The organism is Serratia sp. AXJ-M, assembly GCF_046531865.1.
In the GTDB taxonomy this organism is placed as follows: domain Bacteria; phylum Pseudomonadota; class Gammaproteobacteria; order Enterobacterales; family Enterobacteriaceae; genus Serratia; species Serratia liquefaciens.
The window spans coordinates 1571382-1595619 of sequence record NZ_CP059394.1; the positions used below are offsets into that span (position 1 = coordinate 1571382).

Consider the following 24238-nt stretch of genomic DNA (forward strand, 5'->3'; position numbering starts at 1 on the left):
CGGATCACATATCCGGGAAGGTCAGGGTATTGCCCGGTGCCTCACGGTGGATATGCACAAAGTTCAGGTGTTTCTCATACTGATCGAGAATATCGCCGATCACCTGCTCTTTGCTGTAATCCATCAGGTCATTGCCCTGGGTGCCTTCCATCAGGAAGGTTTCCAACCGGTAGTAATGCGACTTACCGGAGCGAGCGCGATAGGTAAAGCCCGGCACCGAATAACGCTGTGGCCAGATCTGGTAGATGAAGTTCTGTTCTTCGCCCAGATGCACCAGCAGCTCCAGATGGCTCAAACGTTCATCTTCGGTCGGCGGTACCTCACTGAATTCCACTTTGGCACCGCGCAGTTCCAGCTCACGCGCCACTTCTTGCATTGCCGGTCGGCAACGAGTATCCAGCATTTTCTGCGTGTACTGCGTGCCAGGATAATTCATTACGCGCGACAGGCGCTGTTTCCAGTTGAGCACGTCATTGCTGGACACCGGCATTGGCGCACTGGTGTTCAACGCGCTGGCTTTGCGGTAATCCTCTACCCGCAATGATTTATACAATCCGGCCATCACGAAGAAGATCACAAAGCTGAACGGCAGGCCCATGATCACCGTGGTTTTTTGCAACGCGGGCACGCCGTCGGTCATCAGCATGCCGATGGTCAGCAGGCCAATGGTTATCGACCAAAAAATACGTAGCCAGTTGGGCGCATCGTTGTTGATGTCGCTCAGGCGCGAGGTGAAGTTACCCAAAACCAGTGAACCTGAATCCGCCGACGTGACGTAGAACAGCAGGCCAGTGATGGTTGCCACCGAGGCGCTGAAGGTGAAGCCCGGATACTGAGCCAGCAGGCTGTAGAAACCGCGTTCTGGATACTGCATTACTTCCTGCGCGAAAGCGGCGTTACCGTGAATGATCTGATACAGCGCGCTGTTGCCGAAAATCGACAGCCACAGCAGGGTGAACACGAAAGGAATAATCAGCGTACCGACTACAAATTGGCGGATGGTGCGCCCACGCGAAATACGCGCCAGGAACAGGCCGACAAACGGCGCCCAGGCCACCCACCAGGCCCAGAAGAACAGGGTCCAGTTGTTCATCCATTCTACCGGACGATCGAAGGCGAAGCTGTTAAGGGTCATTCCCATAAAGCGGTTAACGTAGTCGCCAACGTTGAGCACCAGCGCATTGAGCAGGAATTCGGTATCCCCGAAGAACAGCACGAACATGATCAGTCCCAACGCCAACAGCACGTTGAGTTCGGACAGAATGCGGATGCCCTTGTTAACACCTGAGGTCACCGAAATGGTCGCCATGATCACCGAAAGCAGGATCAGCGCGGCCTGAACCGTCAGGTTTTCCGGAATGTGGAACAGAACTTTCAGCCCGTAGTTCAACTGCACTACGCCAATACCCAGCGTGGTGGCGATGCCGAAGATAGTGCCCAGCACGGCCGCTATGTCTACGCTGTGGCCGATCGGGCCGTTGATGCGTTTACCGAAAATCGGGTAGAGCGCCGAACGGATGGTCAACGGCAGGTTATAGCGGTAGCTGAAGTAGCCGAGGGCGATGCCCATCAGCGCATACATCGACCAGCCGGTCAGCCCGTAGTGGAACAGTGTCCACACCATGGCCTGGCGGGCGGCTTCCATCGTCTGGCCCTGGCCTTCCGGTGGCATCATATATTGCGTCACCGGTTCGGCGACCGAGAAGAACATCAGATCAATGCCGATGCCGGCGGCGAACAGCATCGCTGCCCAACTCATCAGGCTGAATTCGGGTTTCGACTGTTCTGGCCCGAGCTTGATCGAACCGAAGCGCGACGCGGCGATAAACACCACAAATACGATGTACAGAGTAGCGGCCAGCAGGTAATACCAGCCGAAGGTGGTTGAAACCCAATTCAGGGTGCGGGTGATCCATCGCCCGGAGAAATCGGTAAAAAAGATGGTCATCAGCGAGAAGGCCAGAATCAGCCCCGCCGAGGTAAAGAAAACCACCGGATTAAGGCCATCCTTTTGTGGTTTTGAGGAGGTTTCGCGTGTTGTCATCGTCTTCCTCTGTTTTTTAACAACTGAGTAAAATCGTGCCCACACACCAGCCTGAACGGACGCATCGGCGCCGTCCGGAAAAGTGCGGATATAAAGCCGCGGCAATCGCTATTCTGCTTGCCAAAGATTGCCGCTTTGCTTGTTAACGAAACAGAAAATCGTTTCGTGGTGGGAACCGCTTACAGACACTGATTTTGGTCAGATTCGTTAAATACCTCACAAAAATCAGCCAGTTCCACAACCGAAAAGTACATATTTGTAACCAAGCGGTAATAAAATATATGCAATTTTTATTGAACGTTCAATCAAAAAAAAGTTTAATAGTGAGCATGAAGACCAAGTTCAGCAGGTGAAAAGGGCGTGAAATCCCGCCGCTGAGACGAGGCCGAAGTCGGTTTTGTGAGAGTCGAATTATGCCAAAGGTAGGAATGCAGCCAATCAGAAGGCAGCAGTTGATAGATGCCACGCTGGCCGCGGTGAACGAAGTGGGAATGCATGACGCCACCATCGCGCAAATAGCGCGGCGGGCCGGAGTTTCCAACGGCATCATCAGCCATTATTTCAAGGACAAGAACGGCCTGCTGGAAGCCACTATGCGCTATTTGATTAGCCATTTGGGCGAGGCGGTGAAGCTGCGGCTACAGGCGTTAAGCGACCAGAGCCCGGCATCACGGCTGCAGGCGATCGTCGCCGGTAACTTCGACGACAGCCAGATCAACAGTGCGGCGATGAAAACCTGGCTGGCGTTTTGGGCCAGCAGCTTGCACCAGCCGCAGCTTAATCGGCTGCAACAGGTGAACGGCCGTCGGCTGTATTCCAACCTGTGTGCCGAATTTAGTCGCCAACTGCCCAAGGCGCAGGCGCGACTGGCAGCCAAAGGATTGGCAGCACTGATTGACGGCCTGTGGCTGCGCAGTGCGTTGCGCGGCGCGGCGTTCAACCAGACGCAGGCGATCGCGCTCACGACCGAATACATTACGTTTCAACTCCGGGGGCAAACGCCACCCTGAGGATAACCCAAGGAGAACCTATGTCCCGTTTTGGCTTACAGAAGCTCTATATTAATGGTGCCTATGTAGACAGTACCGATGGAAAAACTTTCAACGCGGTTAACCCGGCGAACGGTGAAGTGCTTGCCGAGATCCAGTCCGCCAGCGCTGAAGACGTCAACCGTGCGGTGGCCAGTGCAGCCAGCGGACAGAAAGTGTGGGCGGCGATGACGGCGATGGAACGTTCTCGTATTCTGCGCCGTGCGGTGGATATTCTGCGTGAACGCAACGACGAACTGGCCGCGCTGGAAACGTTGGATACCGGCAAGGCCATGTCGGAAACCACGGCGGTGGATATCGTTACCGGTGCCGACGTATTGGAATATTACGCGGGTCTGATCCCGGCGATCGAAGGCCAGCAGATCCCGCTGCGTGACAGCGCCTTTGTTTATACCCGTCGTGAGCCCCTGGGCGTGGTGGCCGGTATTGGCGCCTGGAACTACCCGATCCAGATTGCCCTGTGGAAATCCGCACCGGCACTGGCGGCAGGCAACGCGATGATCTTCAAACCCAGTGAAGTCACTTCCCTGACGGCGCTGAAGCTGGCGGAAATCTATACCGAAGCCGGTTTGCCGGACGGCGTATTCAACGTGGTCACCGGCAGCGGCGCAGAAGTCGGCCAGTACCTGACCGATCATCCCGGCATTGCCAAGGTGTCCTTCACCGGCGGTGTAAAAACCGGCAAGAAAGTGATGGCTAACGCCTCAGGTTCGACGCTGAAAGAAGTCACCATGGAGCTGGGTGGCAAATCCCCGCTGATTATTTTTGACGACGCCTGCCTGGATCGCGCCGCCGATATCGCCATGATGGCCAACTTCTACAGCTCCGGCCAGGTGTGCACCAACGGGACTCGAGTATTTGTCCCCGCAGCGTTGCAGGCCGAGTTCGAAGCCAAAATCCTCGAGCGCGTTAAGCGCATTCGCCTGGGGGATCCTACCGATCCACAAACCAACTTCGGCCCGCTGGTCAGCTTCGCGCATATGGAGTCGGTATTACGCTTCATCGAAAGCGGCAAGAAAAGCGGCGCTCGGCTGTTGTGCGGCGGCGAACGTGTGACTGAGGGGGAATACGCCAAAGGGGCTTATGTGGCGCCGACCGTATTTACCGACTGCGGTGACGAGATGGAGATCGTGCGCGAAGAGATCTTTGGGCCAGTCATGAGCATTCTCACTTACCACAGCGAAGAAGAAGTGGTACGCCGTGCGAACGACACCACCTTCGGCCTGGCTGCCGGTTTGGTGACGAACGATCTGACCCGGGCGCATCGGGTGATCCACCAGTTGGAGGCCGGCATTTGCTGGATCAACACCTGGGGTGAATCGGCGCCGGAAATGCCGGTCGGCGGGTACAAGCAGTCTGGCGTCGGCCGTGAAAATGGCCTCAGTACGCTGGAACATTACACCCAGGTCAAATCGGTACAAGTCGAGCTGGGCGAATATATTTCCATCTTTTAAATATCCCCGTCGTCTTTCAAGCTACAGCGTTGTTGGCTGCGAACGCGGACCCCAGTCACTTACTTGACTCCTGGGGTTCCACGCCCTTGCCGCCTAGCTGTAACGCGAAATCCATAGGGGATAATCCTTTCTTGCATCCAAAACTGCCTGGATATATTCAGCATGCGATATTCAAGTCATTCGCATCATTCAGGCATACGAATATTTAGGAGATAATGTATGGAATACGATTACATCATTATCGGTGCCGGCTCAGCCGGTAACGTTTTAGCCACCCGTTTAACCGAAGACGCTGATGTTAGCGTATTGCTGCTGGAAGCCGGCGGCCCGGATTATCGGATGGATTTTCGCACCCAGATGCCGGCCGCGCTGGCATTCCCGCTGCAGGGCCGTCGTTACAACTGGGCGTATGAAACCGATCCTGAGCCGCACATGAACAACCGCCGCATGGAGTGTGGCCGGGGTAAAGGGCTGGGCGGCTCATCACTGATTAACGGCATGTGCTACATCCGCGGCAACGCGATGGACTTCGACAACTGGGCAAAAGCACCGGGGTTGGAGGACTGGAGTTATCTGGACTGCCTGCCATATTTCCGCAAGGCGGAAACCCGCGATATCGGGCCTAATGATTATCACGGTGGCGACGGCCCGGTCAGCGTGACCACGCCGAAAGCCGGTAATAACGAATTGTTCCACGCAATGGTGGAGGCCGGTGTGCAGGCGGGTTATCCGCGTACTGATGACCTGAACGGCTACCAGCAGGAAGGCTTTGGCCCGATGGATCGCACGGTCACGCCGAAAGGCCGTCGCGCCAGCACCGCTCGGGGTTATCTGGATCAGGCTCGTTCCCGTTCAAACCTGAAGATTGTGACTCACGCGTTGACCGACCGCATCCGCTTCGAGGGTAAGCGTGCTGTGGGCGTTGATTACTTGCAGGGCGAAAGTAACCAAATCAACAGTGCCCGAGCGCGTCGTGAAGTGTTGCTGTGTGCCGGCGCGATTGCCTCGCCGCAGATTTTGCAGCGTTCCGGCGTTGGTCCAGCGGCGCTGCTGAACCGCCTGGACATCGATCTGGTGCACGATCTGCCCGGCGTGGGCGAGAACTTGCAGGACCATCTGGAAATGTACCTGCAATACGCCTGTAAAAAGCCGGTGTCGTTGTACCCGGCATTGCAATGGTTCAACCAGCCGAAGATCGGCGCAGAGTGGCTGTTCAACGGCACCGGCGTGGGCGCCAGCAACCAGTTTGAAGCCGGTGGCTTTATCCGCAGCCGCGAAGAGTTCGCCTGGCCGAACATTCAGTACCATTTCTTGCCGGTGGCGATTAACTACAACGGCAGCAACGCGGTGAAAGAGCACGGTTTTCAGGCGCACGTCGGTTCAATGCGCTCCCCAAGCCGTGGCCGGGTGCAGGTGAAATCGAAGGATCCGCGCCAACATCCGAGCATCTTGTTCAACTATATGGCGACCGAACAGGACTGGCAGGAGTTCCGCGATGCCATTCGCATCACGCGCGAAATCATGGCGCAGCCTGCATTGGACGAATACCGCGGCCGCGAGATAAGCCCGGGGCCAGAAGTGCAGACCGACGAACAGCTGGACGCTTTTGTGCGTGAGCATGCCGAAACCGCCTTCCATCCTTCCTGCTCATGCAAAATGGGCGAAGACGAGATGGCGGTGGTGGATGGGCAAGGGCGAGTGCACGGTATGGAAGGCCTGCGGGTGGTGGATGCGTCCATTATGCCGCTGATCATCACCGGTAACCTGAACGCCACCACCATCATGATCGCCGAGAAGATTGCCGATCGTATTCGCCAGCGCACGCCGTTGTCGCGTAGCAATGCCGACTATTACGTGGCCGGCGACGCCCCGGCGCGTAAGCCATAACCCACATGCCCTCTCGCCGTTGAGGGGGAGGGCCGCTGTAGCAAGCAACCCCCTCTCCAATGTCCTTCCCCGAGGCGAGGGGGCAATTCATTCCCGTTATCTCTCACCTCAGCAGGTACAAACGTACCCCTTAAGCCGGCAGGGCGATCGCCTGATCGAAACTGTTTGGCGTCGCCATGCGCCACATGCGCGCATAAAAATCGCTTTCGATCTCTTTTTGCAGCAGTGCACCAGGCTCCAGGTAGTAATAGATGTCGGCGTAGACCTTGATTTCGGTTGAAGTAATACGGCGCAGCATATGATGCGAAGTCAACTGCTCAGGGCGGCTGACGCCCGCCGCCGCAAGCATTTCTGCCAGCGCTTTCACCGTATTCTGGTGGAAGTGATAAACGCGTTCGGCCTTGTTTGGCACCACCAGGGCTTTCTGTCGCAGTGGATCCTGGGTGGCGACCCCGGTAGGGCAGTGATTGGTATGGCAGCTTTGCGACTGAATGCAGCCGACGGCGAACATAAAACCACGGGCTGAGTTCACCCAGTCGGCGCCCAACACCAGCACGCTGGCGATATCGAAGGCGCTGATGATTTTACCGCTGGCACCAATCTTGATTTTGTCACGCAGTCCGCAGCCCACCAGGGTGTTATGGACGAATAACAACCCTTCGCGCAGCGGCATGCCCATATAGTTGGACAGTTCGAGCGGTGCTGCGCCGGTTCCGCCTTCTTTGCCGTCCACCACGATAAAGTCCGGCAAGATCTGGGTTTGCAACATGGCTTTGGCGATGGCGACAAATTCCCACGGGTGGCCGATACAGAGTTTGAAGCCCACGGGTTTGCCACCGGACAATTCACGTAGCTGCTGGATGAAATGCATCATTTCAATTGGCGTGCTGAAGGCGCTGTGCGAAGCCGGAGAAATACAGTCGACCCCTTCAGGTACGCCGCGCGTTGCGGCGATTTCCGCATCCACTTTTTTCGCCGGTAGTATGCCGCCATGTCCGGGTTTAGCACCCTGGCTGAGCTTGATTTCAATCATTCTCACCTGCGGTTTTTTAGCCTGCTCGGCGAAGCGTTGCGGATCAAAATGGCCGTCGGCGGTGCGGCAACCGAAGTAACCGCTGCCCAATTCCCAGACCAGGTCGCCGCCATTTTCGCGATGATAACGGCTGATACTGCCTTCGCCGGTGTCGTGGTAGAAATTGCCCTTTGCCGCGCCGAGGTTGAGGGCGCGAATGGCGTTGGCCGACAGGGCGCCGAAGCTCATGGCGGAGATGTTAAAGATCGACGCGGAGTAGGGTTGGCTGCAATCTGGACCGCCGATCGTCACGCGGAAGCTGGTGGGGTCAGATACCTCGACCGGACGCATGGAGTGCCCGATACATTCGTAGCCGGTTTGATAAACGTCCAACTGGGTACCGAACGGCTTGTCGCCCATTTCATTTTTGGCGCGTCGGTAAACCAGCGTGCGTTGGGTACGTGAAAACGGGATCTGCGCGTTATCTTCTTCCAGTAAGTACTGGCGTATTTCCGGGCGAATAAACTCGAAGAAAAAGCGCAGTCGGCCGATGATCGGATAGTTTCGGCAGATGGCGTGGCGTTGTTGGGTCAGATCATAAATGCCCAGAGCGCTCAGACCACCAAAAATGATCGTCGGTAGCCAAAACCAGGGGCTATGGGACAACAGCGCCAAAGACGCCAACGTCAGCAAAAGACTCAACACAAGGCAGGTATAACGGCTGAATAATGATGACTTCATAACATCTCCTGATGTTTTTATTAGTCCAGACGACATGGCTCACAGAAAGTTTGCTGAGCGGATCCTAACCAATAGACAGGAGTGTTATGTGGCTGTTACTGCTTTATCGTTGATTGTTACATTAATTTAACGTTGAGTCCGCCCTTCAGGCCGCCGGTGGCAGCCTGAAGGGGAGGAGGGAGTTACTTGCTGGCAACGAAAATACTGCTCATGCTGCGCAGACGCAGCTTTTTCATCGCACTGTATTTCTGAGAGAAAATCGTTTTGGGGTGGGTGCCGCGCTTTTGGGCAATATGCAGCAGGCTGTCACCGCGCAACAGGTTGAAGATAACGTCGCTTTCCGCCGGGCTAAGCTCGCGGGTTTTCTGCATTTTTATCCCCCCGGGCTCTTTACTTTCCAGCAGGTTCTGTATTTTTTCCTGCAGCGAATAAAGTGGAATGCGTGTAGACACCAATTCAACGGAGATGCCCAGGATCGACAATAGTTTCACCACGCGTTCATCGTCATAAAACACCAACAGACGCGTTTTGGAGTTGTATTGCTGATGCAAAGACACCAGGCTTTCAATGACGTTAACGCTTTGCTCCAGATTTTGTGAGGTGAAGATCAGGGCGATGTCGTGCTTAATTATTTTCTCCGCCTTGGCGCCACCGTGCATAAAATCTGAAAACAGTCTGATATCGTACTTGCCGTAATGTTTTTTCAGTAACACCGAAAGGCCGACATAGCTGTACTTACACTCACTAATAACAAGGACATTGTTTTTAGACATAATGGCAAACACCCATAATGAGTTAAAAGTATTCAGCTGTAAGAAGCGAGTTCAAATCCTTGATGTCGGATTCCTTCCACAGCTTTCCCTGCAGTGCGTAATATGGCATTTCGTCCAGCCATTTTTTATGCTCGGGGGTTTCAACCCCTTCAATAATTACCTTGTAATGATTAAGGTAAAAAAAGCGCAATAAAGCGCGCATTAAACCGTCGCCGCCGGACTTTTTCATAAAGTCCCATAACAAAAAGCGGTCGAGTTTAACGAAGCGGAACTGGCTGTTATACAGCGCGGAAAAACCCGCATAGCCAGAACCAAAATCATCGAGCCAAAATGAATAGCTCTTTAGTGAAGGATCGCCATGAACGCGATCTTTAACCAAACGGGTTGAGTTCTCACTGATTTCGAAATGTATACAGCGAGTGGCGCTAATTCTTTCTGCAAAATGGCTATTGGCCAACGAGCGTAGAGAATGGTCATCTACATTCAGCGTGGCTATAACCTGATTTTCACGAAACCAGTGATTATATTTCTCTATCAGACTGACCTGGTCTAACAGAATCTCAATTCGGGTCTCGCTATCGGCAGTACGAAAGAACTGTTCAGGAGAAAAATGCGCATATTCACTATTAAAAGTGAATCGAGATAGGCACTCAACGGCCAGCAATTGTCCGGATTTTGCGAACATTGGCTGGAAAACATAATTAATTCCGTTATTTTTCTCTCTAAAAGAACTGCGCATTCCTCAATCCCTTGATTGATATGTAACTGCCTGTTTTTTAACTAAAATTAATTCAATATCAGGCTGTTTATAGGTAAATGTCTTATTTGGTGCGACGTGATTGTGAAATGTCGCTTGCAGACCATTTAACGCGCATTTAGTCGTGAAGTCCAAAGGGCTCTAAAGGTAACAAAATGTAAATATACGGAATAATATGCTGTTAATCAGGCCTTAAAGAAAAATGTCTGACTGCATGACTTTCCAAAACACAGATTATTCCTATTCGATTGAATCGTCAACATCGATCGATAGGTATTTGTTGATAGTTTATTCCTATCAAGAGGGGGGTTATGAATGTTTTAAACGATTTAACAATAAGAATGCGCTTAGTCTATATTTCGTCCGGCAATGGGTTCATCGAGGCAACACTCCTTTTAAGCAAGGAGTGCTATCGCTGAGTGTATGCTCAGTGCCGGGGAACTATATATTCGTCTGTCACTGAATCGATTATTTTATTGTTTTTCTATGGAGCTGGAAATGAAAAAAGTATTATTGCCTTTGGCCGCGCTGGTATTGTCTGCTACTGCTTATAACGCTACTGCTGCAAGCGGCAACGTTAAATTCACCGGTGAAATCGTACAGTCCACCTGTAAAGTTGTTGATAAAGACCAGAATAAAGAAGTTTACCTGGGTAAATACCCTACTACCGCATTCCCAACTTCTGGTTCTACCAGCGGTGCTAAAGCTTTCGATATTAGCCTGGAGAAATGTGAAGCGGGTAACTACACCCTGCGTTTCGACGGTAACACCCCAGCTGGCCACCCAGAGCTGTTGGCTGTAACTGGCGGCGCTAACGGCGTTGGCGTTGAAATCCTGGATAACAACGGCGCAACTCTGCCAATCTCTCAGGAAGTTGCTACTCCAGCGACCGTTTCTGTTGCTGCTGATGGCGACAACCCAGGTTCTGCGACTTTCAACCTGCGCGCTCGTTATAAATCTTACCAGGATCTGGTAACTGCGGGTCAGGCAAACTCTAACGCTACCTTCACCATCGAATACAAGTAATTTAATTCGCTGGCAGGATAGATAGAGCTATTGGCCACGGACGGCTAAATTCTGAGAGTTGAGATATTCCGATGAAAAAAGTGCTTTCTTGTATTTTATTCGCGTTTTCCGTAAATGCTTTTGCCGGAATTCAGGTTGATTCGACGCGCGTAATTTATAACAGCGGAAGTAAATCCGCATCGCTCTCAATCAGCAATGACAGCGACGACACCTATATGGTGCAAACCTGGTTGGATACTGGCGATTCAAGCCAGATGCCGAAGAATTTACCGATCGTGGTCACTCCACCTATTTTAAAACTGGCTGCCAAAAAAGACGCAATTCTGCGCTTTATTTATTCCGGCAGCGGGTTACCGCAGGACAGAGAAAGTCTGCTCTGGGTAAACGTACAGGAAATTCCGCCAACGCCTAAGCAAGACAACGTGCTGCAGGTGGCGATCCGTACCCGTATCAAACTGTTCTACCGCCCAGAAGCCTTGAAGGCCAACCTGCAACAGCAGGCGGAGGCTCTGAAATGGCAGCGTCAGGGCAGCAATCTGGTGGTGACCAACAATGGTCCACTGTTTGTGACGCTGGGTGTACTGACGCTGAAAAGCGGTGGCAAAAGCTGGAAAGTGAATGCCGACATGGTGAAACCGCAAGATAGCCTGCGGATTGCTCTGCCACAGGGCGCGCAGTCGGCCAACAGTATGTCGTTCACCTATATCAACGATTACGGCGGCCACACCGAGATTAAGAACGTTGCATTAAATTGATTTAAGCCCTTCAAGGAATGAACAAAAAATGGCACATAAAAGAATAACAACCCTCACGCCAAAACGTTTGGTCAGGCTGATTAATGGTGTAATTTATTTTTCTGCGGTGCCATTTTCATTCTCTCATATGGCCATGGCGGAGGAGCAGTTCAACACCTCCTTCATCCATGGCGATGACAACATTGCCCAGGTGGCAGCGTTGTCCAGCGGCGATGATATCCTGCCAGGTAAATATCCGTTCGATATTTACCTGAACGGACAGCGTATCGATCACCGCGACATCGAATTCAAAAAAGACGCCAAAGACACGCCGGTAACGCCTTGCCTGACTGCGCAGGATTACCAGGACTACGGTGTAAAACTGCCGGGCGATATGAAAACCGAAGGTGCCGCGCAGTGCTACGCTCTGTCACAGCAAATTTCGGGTGCCAAGCTGAGCTACGACGCAGCCATACAGCGTATGGATTTGGAAGTGCCGCAGATATTCCTGGAGCCGCGTCCACAGGGTGCTATCTCGCCGAAGGTTTACGATCGCGGGATTAACGCCGGTTTCGTTAACTATAACTTCAGCGGCAACCATAATAATTACCGTAATAACGCCAACGATAAAACATCCGACTACTACTTCCTGAGCCTGAACAACGGCATCAATGTCGGTAATTGGCGCCTGCGTAACAACTCGACGCTGAATCAGCAGTCGGGTGCCGGCACGCACTGGAATACCGTTTCAAGCTGGGCGGAAACCGACATCGTTTCCCTGCGCAGCCGTCTGGTGATTGGCCAGACCAACACCAATAACAACGTATTCGACAGCATTCAGTTCCGCGGTGTGCAGATTTCCAGCGCCAACGATATGCTGCCGGAAAGCCAGCGCGGTTACGCGCCGGTGGTCCGTGGCGTGGCGTCGACCAACGCCCGCGTTGAGATCCGCCAAAACGGCTACACCATTTACAGCACCAACGTGCCGCCGGGTCCGTTTGCGCTGACCGACATCTTCCCAAGCACCTTGAGCGGTAACCTGAACGTCACGGTCATTGAGGCCAACGGTTCAAGAACCTCTTTCGTGGTGCCGTTCTCTTCCGTGCCGAACATGCTGCGCGAAGGGATCTGGGACTACCAGATGACCGCCGGTAAATACCATGACGGCACCACCAAATACCAGCCGAAGTTTGTGCAAGGCACCTTGTCCCACGGCATGGCGTATGACATCACGCCTTATGGTGGGGTGCTGGTCGCGGAAAATTACCGTTCGGCGGTAGTGGGTATGGGTAAAAACATGGGTGTCTGGGGGGCAGTTTCCTTCGATATGTCCTATTCCGACACCAACCTGGTCAACGGTGACGACAAACAGGGGGAGAGCTTCCGCTTCCTGTACTCCAAATCGCTCAACGACTGGGGCACCGAATTCCAGATCGCCGGTTACCGTTACTCGACCTCTGGTTACTATGATTTCTCTGATGCGGTTGCGGAACGCGATCGCTATGAAAACGGCGTCTACCGTAACGATTACTACGATGAGAATGACCGCAATCTGGGCGTGCCGGATTGGGCAGAATCACGTCGTCGTACCTATTACACCAGCCGTTTCAATAACAAACGCCAGCGTGTAGAGTTGTCGATCAACCAGCGTATTGCCGGTAACTCAACGCTGTACACCAATATCAGCAACCAGTCATATTGGGGCGGCTCCGGCCAGGATCGTACGGTTCAAACCGGCTTTAACAGCAGCTACAAAAATATCAGCTACGGCGTGTTCTATCAGGACAGCCGCAGCAACTACGGTTATAAAGATCGCAGCATCAACATGAGCGTCTCTATTCCGTTCAGCTTCTTCAGCCGCGATTCGTCTGATATGACGGCCAGCTTCAACGCCGGTCACAGCAAGCAGAGCGGTAATACATACAGCGCTGGCCTGAGTGGTACCGCGCTGGACGATAACCGTCTGAACTACGCGGTGCAAAGTGGTCACGATCGTTACTCCGGCCAAACCAGCTCGGCTAACGTCGGCTACCAGGGCAGCATGGGTACCGTCAATGCCGGTTACAGCTACAGCAATGATTACCAGCAGTCTACCCTGGGCGTGTCGGGCGGTATCGTGGCGCACTCCGGCGGCGTGACGCTGACCCAGCCGCTGCAAAATACCTTTGTGCTGGTTGAGGCCAAAGATGCCAAGGGCGTCCGTCTGGAAAACCAGCCGGGTGTGGCTATCGACCGCTTCGGTTACGCGGTAATGACCTCGGCCTCACCTTATCGTCACAACCGCGTGGCGTTGCGCACTGAGGATATCGGCAACGGCCTGGATATCCCGATGGCGGCCCGCGACGTGGTACCGACATATGGCGCCATTACCCGCGTGAAATTTGAAACGCATACCGGCCAAAGCCTGCTGGTACACAGTAAACTGTTGGACGGCAGCGTACCGCCAATCGGCGCCAACGTGTTTAGCGCCGACGGCAAGAACAACGGTACCGTGGGTACCAATGGGGATATTTATATCTCCGGCGCATCCGCAGGGGATCGCCTGTTGGTTAAATGGGGCAGCGATGCCGGCGACAGCTGTTCACTGGTGGTGCCGGAACTGAAATCGGCGACCGAACAGCTGATGGGCTATCAGGAACTTTCGCTGACCTGCGGAAAACCGTAAAAGGAATGAATATGTCTTCTTTGTTGTTAAAACATAAAAACCTCGGGCTGGCGGCAGGGCTGCTGGTCACGCTGGGGACGTTCTCGCAGAGTAGCTTTGCGCTGGCTTGTAAGCAGAATGGCAACATTCGTCAGGATATCGTGTTGGATAAGGCGATCAAGGTGTCAACGGCCAATACTGCCCCTGGGGCATTACTGTGGCGTTCACAGACCTTCACTTCGACCTTCCAGTGTGTGGATGACTGGAATAACCCAAAAGGGGAAAATGCCTTCCTGTACTGGGATCCTAAGGCTCGCATGAGCCAGATCCATAACTCGATTGAAGTCGGTGTAACCTACAACGGCCTTGATATCAAGCCAACTAAAGGTGCCAAGCAAGACGTGGGGCCGGGTACCGAGTGTCGTCGTTCCGGCTCACGATGTCTTTCACCAGCCAGGTCGTTGACCGTGACGGTTTCCTATGCCATTTACATCAAGGCGACGGGTAAGGCGCCACCTGCGGGCGGCAAGATCAATGACAATAACGCGTATTCCGTATTCCAGGTGGATGGGGTTGGTGGTCTGAACGGCACGCCAGACAGTAACTTTAACGCCTATATTTCCGGGTTGGGCAACATTCAGTTTATCTCTTGTAACCCGAAAATTACCGTGGTGGCTAACAACGGTTCAACCGTAAACTTTGGCACCATTCCGCGTCAAAATGCGGTGGCCGGCAAAATCGAGAAGCAGGTTCCTTTCTCCGTTGCGGCTAACATGTCTGACCCGACAACCGGGCAGGATTGCAAAGGGGAAACCTTGCAGGCCAGTTTCAGCACCACTTATCCCTTGCAGGATAACAGTCTGATTATGCCAACCAGCAACAGCGGCTTCGGTATTTTAATTTCGCAGGCCGCAACGCCGAACACGCCGATCATGATGAACTCCCCGGTTGATCTGGGCCTGGTCAACGGTACTATCGTTGAAAAGAACTTTTTGGCCAGTCTGAAGTGGTTGAATACCAATCCACAGGTTGGGCCATTCAGTGCTTCGGCGAATATTGACGTAACCTTTAAGTAATCTCTTTCAGTAAAAAAGGGGTTCAGCCTGCGCTGAACCCCTTTTTTAATGCATTTTTCTCTCAGCTCTGGCCAACCCAGTTGGTGCAGACACTGTCCAGACATTTCCCCGCATACCACAGATGAACGCCAGGGGACTCGTGGCGATGCCCGTTCAGCGGTTCTATCGGTTGCGGGTGCATCTCTGCGACGTCCCAGCGGGTTGTACGACGATAAACCGCCGGCGTTTTGCCGAACTGTTTTTTAAATGCGCGTGAAAAAGACGGCTGAGAATCAAAGTGGAACTGCAGGGCAATGTCGAGAATAGGGCGCGGTGTCGAACGCAGTGCTTGCGCGGCTTGCGACAGTCGACGCTCGCGGATGTAACTGCCTAAAGCATGCCCGGTAGTGCTGCGGAACATCCTTTGCAGGTGCCACTTGGAGTAGCCTGACTTCGCCGCTACGTTGTCTAACAGTAACGGCTGATCCAGATGGGTTTCAATCCAGTCCAGCAAATCGTGAATGATATTAACGCGATCCATTGTTTTAGTTCTCCTGCGGGTACGACATTCAGGTCACAGTAGGTAACAGTAATTATCCAAGCTAGTACTTTGATAATAGGCCGCGGAGACGGGTTACGCAAGTGTTAACCCGGAGGAAAAAGGTGGCTAAACGTGCTCTTTGGGTCGCAGGGAAATGAAAAAGGCCGCACGTGGCGGCCTTGAGCAAAGAGGGGAAAGGCGGGGATCAGTTAGTTTCCGGCTTCACTTCGATATAGTCCAACTGCAAGACGCTGCTGGTGTAGCCGCGGATCTTGTTGGTCATTTCAATATCGCCGTTCAGCTTGTGGCCGTAAGACGGAATGATCTCTTTCAGTTTGCTCTGCCATTCCGGCGTAGCCACTTTATCTTTGAACACTTTCTCCATCAGGTGCAGCATGATCGGTGCGGCAGTTGATGCGCCCGGTGATGCACCCAGCAGAGCGGCAATGCTGCCATCTTCGGAGCTGACCACTTCGGTACCGAACTGCAGTACGCCACCTTTATCTGCATCTTTTTTGATGATCTGTACGCGTTGGCCGGCAGTCCACAGTTTCCAGTCTGCCTGTTTGGCTTCAGGGAAGTACTCTTTCAGCGCAGCGAAACGATCGTCGTCGTTCATCATCAACTGACCCACCAGGTATTTCACCAGGTCGAAGTTGTCCAGCCCGACGTGGGTCATTGGCATCAGGTTCGAAGTGCTCAGGGAGTGCAGCAGGTCGAACAGCGAACCGTTTTTCAGGAACTTGCCGGAGAAGGTGGCGAACGGTCCGAACAGCAAGACACGCTTGCCGTCCAGCATGCGGGTATCCAGGTGCGGAACCGACATCGGCGGTGAACCTACGCTGGCCAGGCCATAAACCTTGGCCAGGTGTTGGTCAGCGATTTCTGGGTTGGTGGTGACCAGGAACTGACCGCCGACCGGGAAGGCACCGTAGCCTTCGGCTTCGGGAATGCCGGTTTTTTGCAGCAGCGTCAGAGAAGCACCGCCTGCACCGATAAACACGAATTTGGCATTCACGGTGGTTTCTTTGCCGTCACGGTTCAGATCGGCCACGGTGACGCGCCAGGTGTTGTCGGCGTTGCGCTTGATGTCGCGGACTTCATGGCTCAGGTTCAGCTTGAAGTTCGGGTTTTTGGTCAGCGTGTCCACCAGTTGGTGGGTGATCACGCCAAAGTTAACGTCGGTACCCAGCGGCATGCGGGTCGCAGCAATTTTCTGCGCCGGATCGCGGCCGTTCATCACCAGCGGAGCCCACTGTTTAATCTGGTTAGGGTCTTCTGAGTACTCCATACCACGGAACAGGGTGCTGTGTTGCAGTGCGGCATAGCGTTTGCGCAGGAAGTTGACGTTGTCGTCACCCCAGACAAAGCTCATGTGTGGCACGCTGTTAATAAAGGATTTTGGATCTTTCAGGACGTTATTTTTCACCTGATAAGACCAGAATTGACGCGAGATTTCAAAAGACTCGTTAACCACCACGGCTTTGCTGATGTCGATGGTGCCGTCTTTTTTTTCCGGGGTATAGTTCATTTCAGCGAAGGCGGAGTGACCGGTACCGGCGTTGTTCCAGCCGTTGGAGCTTTCTTCAGCCACGCCGTTCATGCGCTCATACATGTCGATGGACCAGTTTGGCTCCAGCTCATGCAGGTAGGTCCCCAGCGTGGCGCTCATGATGCCACCGCCGATCAATACCACATCAACGGACTTATTCTCTTCCGCCGTCGCCTGTTGCGTAACGCCAAACAGGTTCAGACAGAAGATCAGGACGAGTAATTTTCTCATTGAATCAAATCTCTTGTGTGTAAATTCTACTCATTGCAGGTGAAAGAATTTATCGGGAGTTACCCTGGAAATAAGTAAAACTAACCCGCCCGGCTAAGCCGAGTGACAGTGATAATGTCTTTTTGTTAATCGTTTTCTTAACGAAAAGTGGATTATTACAGGCTGTCTGGGGACAGGTTGTTCAACTCTGGTTACTGCGGGGATATTATTGTTTGCAATATTGTTAAAAACTACTTTTGTAACTAAAAAAAGCCCATTAAAGGCAGGAATCATTCATTTATTATTTTTATTTAAATATAACCGCTAAATTAATAAGGTCTAATTGCCGCTGATTTAAACGATATGCCAATATCACACAATATTTATGGAATAATGGCAAATAGCAGCAGGTAACAAAATGAAAATGGCCGCCGGGCATTTCAGTGCGGCCAAGATGCTGGTTGACGCTTAGCGGCGGGCCTTCATTGCTGCCGATGGCCACTCTTCTTTCAGCAGTGCATAAATCAGTTCATCACCCCATTGGCCATTGAAACGATCATTTTGTCGCAGGTGCGCCTCTTTGCGCATCCCCAGACGTTCGACGACCCCGATAGACCCCTGATTGGCAGCATCGAGCCGGGCAAAAATGCGGTGGCAGCCCACTTGGTTAAACCCCTGATCCAACATCGCTTGCACGGCTTCGCTGGCATAACCTTTACCGGCATAAGCCGGGCTGAAGATATAACCGATCTCGGCTTGTAATGCTGCGCGGTTAGCCAGTTTCAACAACACTTCACCGATCAACTCTCCGCTGTCCTTTAGGGTGACGGCGCAATAAAAAATATCGCCGTCCTGACTGAAGCGCGAAGCTATCGCCTGAGCAAGCTGATCGGCCAGTTGCGCGTTGTCCGGGGTGGGGGCATACAGATAACGATAGACCTCCGGCAAACGGTGGTAAGTCGAGTAGGCTTCGAGATCGTCGGGCGTGAAGCGGCGCAGTTGCAGGCGTTCGGTGTCGAAGGGCAGGGTAATCAAATGCAAGAGCACATCCTTATTGTCGGGTGGGATCACATTGGTTTGTTTACGAACAGGGCAGAACATTTTTGCGAGGAATACAGGTCCCACAATATAGCAGTAGCCTGGAGGTTTCAAACGGCGAAAACCCTGTTCATCGCCGGCGTGAGCAACGATGAACAGGGTTTAATTAATCAGTGGACGGGGTCGTTAGCTTACTTGATCGCCATGGCGTCACGCATGGTATAGAACAAATCTGTCTGATCGGTCAGCCCGACGACGTTGGCGGCATGCGGGCCGTAGGCGGCAACACGCAGCTGGGTGCCGGTGTGGCCCTGCGAATCCTCTTCCGAGTTGCCGTAGCTGATGGTCATCGGCGCACCATCTTTGGTGGTCAGCATTTGCGTCAGGCCCGGCGCTTTGGCGTCGGCGGCGATAATCTGGCTGGAGTGAGCATGGTCAGCGGTGACGATCACCAGAGTGTTGCCGTCGGCACGGGCGAATTCCAATGCTTTCTGCACGGCTTCATCCAGATCGACAGTTTCCCCGAACTGGCCGCACGGGTTGGCGGCATGATCCTGTTTGTCGATCGATGCGCCTTCAACCTGCAGGAAGAAACCATTTTTGTTGGTTTTCAGCAGATCGATGGCTTTCTCGGTCATGACCGCCAGCGTCGGGATATCCGCCGTACGTGCCGGGTTGTTCTGACAGGTCACCGCCGGTTGGTCGATATTACCGTGATAGCTGGCCTTCGGCCCCTGCCAGCGTACCGGCATATTGCCGGCGGCAAACAGCCCCAACAGCGGCTTTTGCTGATTGGCGACGTTAACGGCGTTCAGGGCATCGAGGTTTTCCACCCACTGATAACCTAATGCATTTGCCTGCTCTTTCAGTGATTTTCCCTGCCATTCGCCACTTTTGGCTAACTGATTAAAGGATTTTGCTCCGCCGCCTAAGGTGACGTCGGCGCGGGCTTTGAGTAACTGTTCACTGATCGAACCGCGGCCGCCATTTTCCAGCGCGTTGGTTGCGCATTTTTCACTGGTCTCTTCCGGGCCGTAACATTTACGCGAGGTGACGTGGGAAATCTGCGCCGCAGGTGTGGCGTCTTGCAACTCTGCGGTGGAAACGTTGCCGGTGGCTTTACCCGCCGCTTTGGCAATTTCCAATAAGGTCGGTTGGTCTTTGCCATTAACGTCAACGCCCAGCGCGCCGTTATAGGTTTTGACGCCGGTGGACCAGGCAGTCGCGGAGGCGGCGGAGTCAGTGACGTAATCCGGCTTGTGGGTTTTCTTGTCCAGCGAATAATGGGTGTATTGGCCGGTTAACGGCAGGGCATCGATGCCTTTGAAATAGCCGCCTGCGCCTTCGGCATAGTTGCGTGCCGAAGTGATTTCCGAATCGCCCATGCCGTCGCCAATCAGCAAAATCACATTCTTGACCGTTTTATCAGACAACGAAGCTTTCAATGCCGCGGTTTGATCGCCACTCAGGCGACGTGCTCCGCCGGGTTCAACGATATTGCCGCGAGCCGCACGCTCGGAAAGTCCGGCAGCGTTGGCCTGCGTCTCATCGGCGAAGGCGCTTGAGCATAATAAGGCGGATAACACGGCACTGGCGATCAGGGAAACAGGCTGCAACATCGGGGAAAGCTCCTTGTCGTAATATAAAAACATAAATACCCGGTCGCCTTTCAAGCTACAGCGTGGTTACCAGCACTCGCTAACCCCAGGTTACTTACTGGAGTAAGCGCCTTGGGTGCCTGACCGTGGCTTAAAAATCATAGGGGTATAACACGAACTTGTTAGGCAGGGAGGGTAATGCAGGGGTGTGACACTTTTATGACGGTAAAGAAGACGCAAAAGGGATAGCCGGGCGGCTATCCCAGGCAAGCCATTATTCGCTGCGGGCGGGAATGTTGACGCCGCGTTGCACCGCCGGTCGTGCCAGACCGCGCTCCAGCCATTGCCCTACGCGTGGGAAACTGTCGAAATCGACTATCTCGCGGGCTTCGTAGAAGCCGATCAGATTACGCACCCAGCCCAACAGTGAAATGTCGGCAATGGTGTAATCCTGGCCCATGATCCAGTCGCGGCCTTCAAGCCGGCTTTCCAGTACGCCCAGCAGGCGTTTGGACTCATTCTTATAACGCTCAAGCGGGCGTTTATCTTCGTATTCACGACCGGCGAAACGGTGGAAGAAGCCGAGCTGACCGAACATGGGGCCAACGGCTGCCATTTGGAAAAATACCCACTGAATGGTTTCATAACGCAGAGCCGGATCCTGCGGCAGGAACTTGCCACTTTTTTCCGCCAGATACAGCAGAATGGCACCGGATTCGAACAGGGGTAATGGCTTGCCGCCAGGGCCATCGGGATCGATGATTGCCGGGATCTTGCCGTTCGGGTTCAGCGACAAAAACTCGGGCGTCCAGGTCTCGTTTTTGCCGATGTCGATCAGGTGCGCTTCATACGGCAGGCCGATCTCCTCCAGCATGATAGAAACTTTTACCCCGTTCGGCGTGGGCAGCGAATAGAGCTGCAGCCGCTCCGGATGCTGCGCCGGCCACAGTTTGGTGATTGGGAATTGGGTTTGATCGAGCATGGGGAGTCCTCGGGTTGACGGTTTGCTTATTGAGTATTGCACCAAAACTAACCTGTTGTGAGGTTAAACAGTGAGGTCAAAATGTGCTTTAAGCGCTTTTTTCCCGCTGGCGGTGAGCTGCAGTTCACGACTCTCCAACTGGCGTTTTATCCAGCCACGACGGATAAATGCGGTAAGCATCGCCGCACCTAATGCACCACCCAGATGGGCCTTGCGCTCGCTCCAGTCCAGGCAACCGCAGGCGAAGCGTCTTCGTGAGGGCGCAGGGGAACAGTCGACGCCCAACCGAGTGAGTGCAGCGTGGCCGGCCTCGCTTAACCGATAGTCTTCCTCACCTTCTAACCAGGTTAGCTGATGCAGGCGTTGGTGCAGTTTTACCGCCACTTCACCGGCCAGATGGTCATAGCAGGTACGAGCGAATTGCAATGACGTCGGAGTAGTGCTTTTCACCACGGGCTTTTCGACGCCGGCCAGTGCCATTAGCGTTTCCAGCGCGGCGGCGACTTCCGGCCCTGCCAGACGGAAATAGCGGTAACGCCCTTGCTTGACGCAGGCGATCAGTCGCTGTTCCTGCAGGCGTGCCAGATGGCCGCTGGCCGTAGAGGCGGCAACGTCCACCGCGGCGCTGAGTTCGGTGGCGGTATAAGCGCGACCATCCATCAGCAGGCACAGCATGCGCGCCCGGGTGCGGTCGGCAATGGCACCGCTCAGTGCCGCCAGACGATCTTCAATATCGATGTTATTCATACTTCGAGGTTAGGCGAAGTATGGCTGTGCGTCCACCGTTAGGATGAGTTCACAAAATGAATGTGTGCCTGAGTTTTACCTCTGACAGGAGCGCCCTATGATTGCCGTTATTTTTGAGCTGCAGGCCGCTGACGGCCAACGTGAGACCTACCTTGATTTGGCCGCCGATCTGAAGCCGCTACTGGCAGAAATTGACGGTTTTATTTCCATTGAGCGTTTTCAAAGCCTGGCCGATCCGCAGCGGCTGCTGTCACTGTCCTTTTGGCGTGATGAGGCGGCGGTACAGCAGTGGCGAAATGTCGAGCAGCACCGAGCCGCACAGAAACGGGGCCGCCATGGCGTGCTGGCACAGTATCGCCTACGGGTGGCTGAGGTGGTGCGGGACTATGGTCTGGATCAGCGAGAACAGACCCCGCATGACAGCCGCGGCTATCACGCGGGGTAAAGTGCGCGGCCATTATCAGTTATGACTCTGTGAGGCACAGCGTTGTTGACAATATGTGGGGATTTGCCTTATTGATAATGTATGAGCATAAACAAGGTTTCATTCGCGCAGATTATTATCACCATTCTCGGAGTGGTGGGATAGCGCGTCTCTGTCATGCTAAAACCCGCCGGTAAGGCGGGCCATCTTTTCCTCCTGCCGGTACTCACCTTCAGGAGAACGCCATGAATAATTCTTCCCACGCCGTTTTACATTTGATGTGCGGCAAAGCCGGCTCCGGCAAATCAACTCTGGCAAATCGACTGGCGCAGCAGCCCCATACGCTGCTGATCGTTGAAGATAGCTGGTTGGCAACGTTATATGACCAGCAGATGAAAACCCTACAGGACTACGTTCGTTATTCCGCCAACCTGCGGCAGGTGCTGAGCGAGCATTTGGTGCAACTGCTGCGGCATGGTCTGTCGGTGGTGCTGGATTTTCCGATGAATACGCCGGATCGGCGCTTATGGGGCAGACAACTGGCGGAGGAGGCCGGTGTAGCGCACTGCCTGCATTTTCTGGACGTCAGCAATGCGCAGTGCAAGAGCAGAATAAAACACAGAAATGAGCAAGGTGAACATCCCTTTGTGCTCAGTGAAGAGACCTTCGATCTGCTCACGCAATATTTTGTCGCCCCTACCGAGGAAGAACGCCTGAGCCTTATCAGATACGGTGAATAGATGGGGTGAAGCGCAGAGACTGCGGAGAAAAGCATCCGATGCCGGCGACGCTATCGCCGGCATCGTCAGGATCAGAAAGGCTTGGTTGGCAGGTATTTACCGTCCAGGGTGATCACCGCGCGTTCGCCACCGTCCGGATCCGGCACTTTCTTGATGTCCAGTTTGAAGTTTATCGCACTGATAATGCCGTCGCCAAACTGCTCATGCACCAGCGCTTTCAGCGTGGAGCCGTAAATTTGCACCATTTCATAAAAGCGATAAATGGTTGGATCGGTCGGCACACCGCCAGGGATGCTGCCGCGCAGCGGAATGGTTTGCAGCAGACGGATGGCGTCTTCGTCCAGATCGAGCTTGGCGGCCACCACACGCGCCGCCTGTTCTGGTAGCGGATGCTGACCCAGCAGAGCGGCGGTGACGAAGGCCAGACTCAGCCCGGTACCCTGGTTGATCGCTTCGAAAGTCAGGTTTTTACGGATCTTGGCGGCCATAATGGTGTCGGTCAAGGTTTCGCGTGGGGATGAATAATGCAGGGACTGTGTCATGTTATCTCCTTATTGAGATCAAAAACGGGATACGGCAGGGGTAGCCGTGACATTTGGATTGGTGGCCAGTGGAATAAAGCGGCGGGTTTCGCCATCCAGCGCTTCAATACAGCCGCTGGCAATGTCATAGACCCAACCGTGCAGCTTCAACCGGCCCTGCTCAAGCGCCAGCGCCACTGAAGGATGGGTTTTAATATTGGTTAGTTGTGCGATGACGTTCTCACGCACCATCGAACTGACGCGTTCACTTTCAGAGGTATGCGGATGGGCCTGATTCACCGCCTTGGCTGAATCGGCGTAACGCAGCCAATTCGCTACGGTTGGCATATGATCCAGGCACTGACAGGTGGCGATGGCGGTCATTGCGCCGCAGTCGGAGTGTCCGCAGATCACGATATCTTCCACGCCGAGTGCGGCGACGGCATATTCCACAGAAGCTGTTACGCCACCCGGCTCCGGGCCGAACGAAGGCACGATATTGCCGGCATTGCGGATCACGAACAGGTCACCCGGCTCACGCTGGGTGATCAGTTCCGGCACCAGGCGGCTGTCGGAACATGAGATAAACAGGGTGCGTGGGTTCTGGCGCGTGGCCAACTGCCGGAACAGTTCGGACCGTTCGACAAACGCCTCGCGTTGGAACTTCAAAAAACCCTCAATAACCTCTTTCATGCTGTCTCCATCAGGA

Annotated in this window: 21 protein-coding genes; 9 read left to right on the forward strand and 12 right to left on the reverse strand. The window is 53.8% G+C overall.

What is annotated here, in order from left to right; translation table 11 throughout:
• Window positions 1-4 precede the first annotated feature (4 nt).
• Entirely contained in the window at window positions 5-2044 is a 2040-nt protein-coding gene (locus H0S68_RS07425; protein WP_020825950.1) for a choline transporter, read from the reverse strand.
• Between the two features lie 413 nt (window positions 2045-2457).
• Between H0S68_RS07425 and betI the strand changes: the two genes are divergently transcribed.
• The 3 genes from betI to betA all read left to right on the forward strand — a co-directional run bounded on the left by betI (window position 2458) and on the right by betA (window position 6434).
• Window positions 2458-3054, forward strand: a complete 597-nt coding sequence (gene betI, locus H0S68_RS07430) for a transcriptional regulator BetI (RefSeq protein WP_046374098.1) — start codon at window positions 2458-2460, stop codon at window positions 3052-3054.
• A gap of 20 nt (window positions 3055-3074) precedes the next feature.
• Window positions 3075-4547, forward strand: a complete 1473-nt coding sequence (betB, locus tag H0S68_RS07435; RefSeq protein WP_020825952.1) for a betaine-aldehyde dehydrogenase — start codon at window positions 3075-3077, stop codon at window positions 4545-4547.
• A 219-nt stretch (window positions 4548-4766) separates the two neighbouring features.
• On the forward strand, window positions 4767-6434 hold the full coding sequence (betA, locus tag H0S68_RS07440) for a choline dehydrogenase (protein ID WP_410529282.1): 1668 nt from the start codon (window positions 4767-4769) through the stop codon (window positions 6432-6434).
• Window positions 6435-6564: 130 nt separating this feature from the next.
• Here the strand turns inward: betA and H0S68_RS07445 are convergent, their stop codons facing one another.
• The 3 genes from H0S68_RS07445 to H0S68_RS07455 all read right to left on the reverse strand — a co-directional run bounded on the left by H0S68_RS07445 (window position 6565) and on the right by H0S68_RS07455 (window position 9699).
• Window positions 6565-8187 carry an FMN-binding glutamate synthase family protein gene (locus H0S68_RS07445; protein ID WP_115059427.1) on the reverse strand — a complete coding sequence of 541 codons (1623 nt, stop codon included), beginning with the start codon at window positions 8185-8187 and terminating at the stop codon, window positions 6565-6567.
• 182 nt (window positions 8188-8369) lie between these two features.
• Window positions 8370-8960 (reverse strand): LuxR family transcriptional regulator, encoded by a 591-nt coding sequence (locus H0S68_RS07450; RefSeq protein ID WP_020825955.1) that lies wholly within the window; start codon window positions 8958-8960, stop codon window positions 8370-8372.
• 22 nt (window positions 8961-8982) lie between these two features.
• A complete protein-coding gene (locus H0S68_RS07455) occupies window positions 8983-9699 on the reverse strand; it encodes an EAL domain-containing protein (RefSeq protein ID WP_217330978.1) in 717 nt (238 codons plus the stop codon).
• A gap of 516 nt (window positions 9700-10215) precedes the next feature.
• Between H0S68_RS07455 and H0S68_RS07460 the strand changes: the two genes are divergently transcribed.
• The 4 genes from H0S68_RS07460 to H0S68_RS07475 all read left to right on the forward strand — a co-directional run bounded on the left by H0S68_RS07460 (window position 10216) and on the right by H0S68_RS07475 (window position 15197).
• Complete coding sequence (locus H0S68_RS07460; protein ID WP_012005952.1) at window positions 10216-10743, forward strand: fimbrial protein; 528 nt, start codon at window positions 10216-10218, stop codon at window positions 10741-10743.
• 71 nt (window positions 10744-10814) lie between these two features.
• On the forward strand, window positions 10815-11498 hold the full coding sequence (locus H0S68_RS07465; RefSeq protein WP_020825958.1) for a molecular chaperone: 684 nt from the start codon (window positions 10815-10817) through the stop codon (window positions 11496-11498).
• 28 nt (window positions 11499-11526) lie between these two features.
• Window positions 11527-14142 (forward strand): fimbria/pilus outer membrane usher protein, encoded by a 2616-nt coding sequence (locus tag H0S68_RS07470; protein WP_020825959.1) that lies wholly within the window; start codon window positions 11527-11529, stop codon window positions 14140-14142.
• A gap of 11 nt (window positions 14143-14153) precedes the next feature.
• Entirely contained in the window at window positions 14154-15197 is a 1044-nt protein-coding gene (locus H0S68_RS07475; RefSeq protein WP_128864018.1) for a fimbrial protein, read from the forward strand.
• 61 nt (window positions 15198-15258) lie between these two features.
• On the opposite strand, the gene H0S68_RS07480 is transcribed toward H0S68_RS07475, so the two are convergent.
• The 6 genes from H0S68_RS07480 to H0S68_RS07505 all read right to left on the reverse strand — a co-directional run bounded on the left by H0S68_RS07480 (window position 15259) and on the right by H0S68_RS07505 (window position 21844).
• On the reverse strand, window positions 15259-15717 hold the full coding sequence (locus H0S68_RS07480) for a helix-turn-helix domain-containing protein (protein ID WP_128864019.1): 459 nt from the start codon (window positions 15715-15717) through the stop codon (window positions 15259-15261).
• A gap of 205 nt (window positions 15718-15922) precedes the next feature.
• On the reverse strand, window positions 15923-17500 hold the full coding sequence (locus tag H0S68_RS07485) for a malate:quinone oxidoreductase (RefSeq protein WP_020825962.1): 1578 nt from the start codon (window positions 17498-17500) through the stop codon (window positions 15923-15925).
• Window positions 17501-17947: 447 nt separating this feature from the next.
• Window positions 17948-18520, reverse strand: coding sequence for a GNAT family protein (locus H0S68_RS07490; RefSeq protein WP_316044338.1), 573 nt, complete (start codon window positions 18518-18520; stop codon window positions 17948-17950).
• Between the two features lie 188 nt (window positions 18521-18708).
• Window positions 18709-20136: an alkaline phosphatase gene (gene phoA, locus H0S68_RS07495; RefSeq protein ID WP_410529283.1), complete on the reverse strand. Its 1428-nt coding sequence runs from the start codon at window positions 20134-20136 to the stop codon at window positions 18709-18711.
• A 253-nt stretch (window positions 20137-20389) separates the two neighbouring features.
• A complete protein-coding gene (locus H0S68_RS07500) occupies window positions 20390-21097 on the reverse strand; it encodes a glutathione S-transferase N-terminal domain-containing protein (protein WP_020825966.1) in 708 nt (235 codons plus the stop codon).
• Between the two features lie 63 nt (window positions 21098-21160).
• Window positions 21161-21844, reverse strand: coding sequence for an ArsR/SmtB family transcription factor (locus tag H0S68_RS07505; RefSeq protein WP_020825967.1), 684 nt, complete (start codon window positions 21842-21844; stop codon window positions 21161-21163).
• A 97-nt stretch (window positions 21845-21941) separates the two neighbouring features.
• Here H0S68_RS07505 and H0S68_RS07510 point away from each other — a divergent pair, with 97 nt between their 5' ends.
• Complete coding sequence (locus tag H0S68_RS07510; protein WP_020825969.1) at window positions 21942-22289, forward strand: antibiotic biosynthesis monooxygenase family protein; 348 nt, start codon at window positions 21942-21944, stop codon at window positions 22287-22289.
• Between the two features lie 224 nt (window positions 22290-22513).
• Complete coding sequence (locus H0S68_RS07515) at window positions 22514-23008, forward strand: AAA family ATPase (protein ID WP_410529284.1); 495 nt, start codon at window positions 22514-22516, stop codon at window positions 23006-23008.
• A gap of 71 nt (window positions 23009-23079) precedes the next feature.
• Here the strand turns inward: H0S68_RS07515 and cynS are convergent, their stop codons facing one another.
• Both cynS and H0S68_RS07525 read right to left on the reverse strand, forming a co-directional pair.
• Window positions 23080-23550, reverse strand: coding sequence for a cyanase (gene cynS / locus H0S68_RS07520; protein ID WP_046374089.1), 471 nt, complete (start codon window positions 23548-23550; stop codon window positions 23080-23082).
• A gap of 18 nt (window positions 23551-23568) precedes the next feature.
• Window positions 23569-24222, reverse strand: a complete 654-nt coding sequence (locus H0S68_RS07525) for a carbonic anhydrase (RefSeq protein WP_046374088.1) — start codon at window positions 24220-24222, stop codon at window positions 23569-23571.
• Window positions 24223-24238: the final 16 nt, after the last annotated feature.

Bases quoted from the DNA above. Each gene is read 5' to 3' on its own strand.
- H0S68_RS07425 (WP_020825950.1), bottom strand. From the start codon at position 2,044: ATGACAACACGCGAAACCTCCTCAAAACCACAAAAGGATGGCCTTAAT.
- betI (WP_046374098.1), top strand. From the start codon at position 2,458: ATGCCAAAGGTAGGAATGCAGCCAATCAGAAGGCAGCAGTTGATAGAT.
- betB (WP_020825952.1), top strand. From the start codon at position 3,075: ATGTCCCGTTTTGGCTTACAGAAGCTCTATATTAATGGTGCCTATGTA.
- betA (WP_410529282.1), top strand. From the start codon at position 4,767: ATGGAATACGATTACATCATTATCGGTGCCGGCTCAGCCGGTAACGTT.
- H0S68_RS07445 (WP_115059427.1), bottom strand. From the start codon at position 8,187: ATGAAGTCATCATTATTCAGCCGTTATACCTGCCTTGTGTTGAGTCTT.
- H0S68_RS07450 (WP_020825955.1), bottom strand. From the start codon at position 8,960: ATGTCTAAAAACAATGTCCTTGTTATTAGTGAGTGTAAGTACAGCTAT.
- H0S68_RS07455 (WP_217330978.1), bottom strand. From the start codon at position 9,699: ATGCGCAGTTCTTTTAGAGAGAAAAATAACGGAATTAATTATGTTTTC.
- H0S68_RS07460 (WP_012005952.1), top strand. From the start codon at position 10,216: ATGAAAAAAGTATTATTGCCTTTGGCCGCGCTGGTATTGTCTGCTACT.
- H0S68_RS07465 (WP_020825958.1), top strand. From the start codon at position 10,815: ATGAAAAAAGTGCTTTCTTGTATTTTATTCGCGTTTTCCGTAAATGCT.
- H0S68_RS07470 (WP_020825959.1), top strand. From the start codon at position 11,527: ATGGCACATAAAAGAATAACAACCCTCACGCCAAAACGTTTGGTCAGG.
- H0S68_RS07475 (WP_128864018.1), top strand. From the start codon at position 14,154: ATGTCTTCTTTGTTGTTAAAACATAAAAACCTCGGGCTGGCGGCAGGG.
- H0S68_RS07480 (WP_128864019.1), bottom strand. From the start codon at position 15,717: ATGGATCGCGTTAATATCATTCACGATTTGCTGGACTGGATTGAAACC.
- H0S68_RS07485 (WP_020825962.1), bottom strand. From the start codon at position 17,500: ATGAGAAAATTACTCGTCCTGATCTTCTGTCTGAACCTGTTTGGCGTT.
- phoA (WP_410529283.1), bottom strand. From the start codon at position 20,136: ATGTTGCAGCCTGTTTCCCTGATCGCCAGTGCCGTGTTATCCGCCTTA.
- H0S68_RS07500 (WP_020825966.1), bottom strand. From the start codon at position 21,097: ATGCTCGATCAAACCCAATTCCCAATCACCAAACTGTGGCCGGCGCAG.
- H0S68_RS07505 (WP_020825967.1), bottom strand. From the start codon at position 21,844: ATGAATAACATCGATATTGAAGATCGTCTGGCGGCACTGAGCGGTGCC.
- H0S68_RS07510 (WP_020825969.1), top strand. From the start codon at position 21,942: ATGATTGCCGTTATTTTTGAGCTGCAGGCCGCTGACGGCCAACGTGAG.
- H0S68_RS07515 (WP_410529284.1), top strand. From the start codon at position 22,514: ATGAATAATTCTTCCCACGCCGTTTTACATTTGATGTGCGGCAAAGCC.
- cynS (WP_046374089.1), bottom strand. From the start codon at position 23,550: ATGACACAGTCCCTGCATTATTCATCCCCACGCGAAACCTTGACCGAC.
- H0S68_RS07525 (WP_046374088.1), bottom strand. From the start codon at position 24,222: ATGAAAGAGGTTATTGAGGGTTTTTTGAAGTTCCAACGCGAGGCGTTT.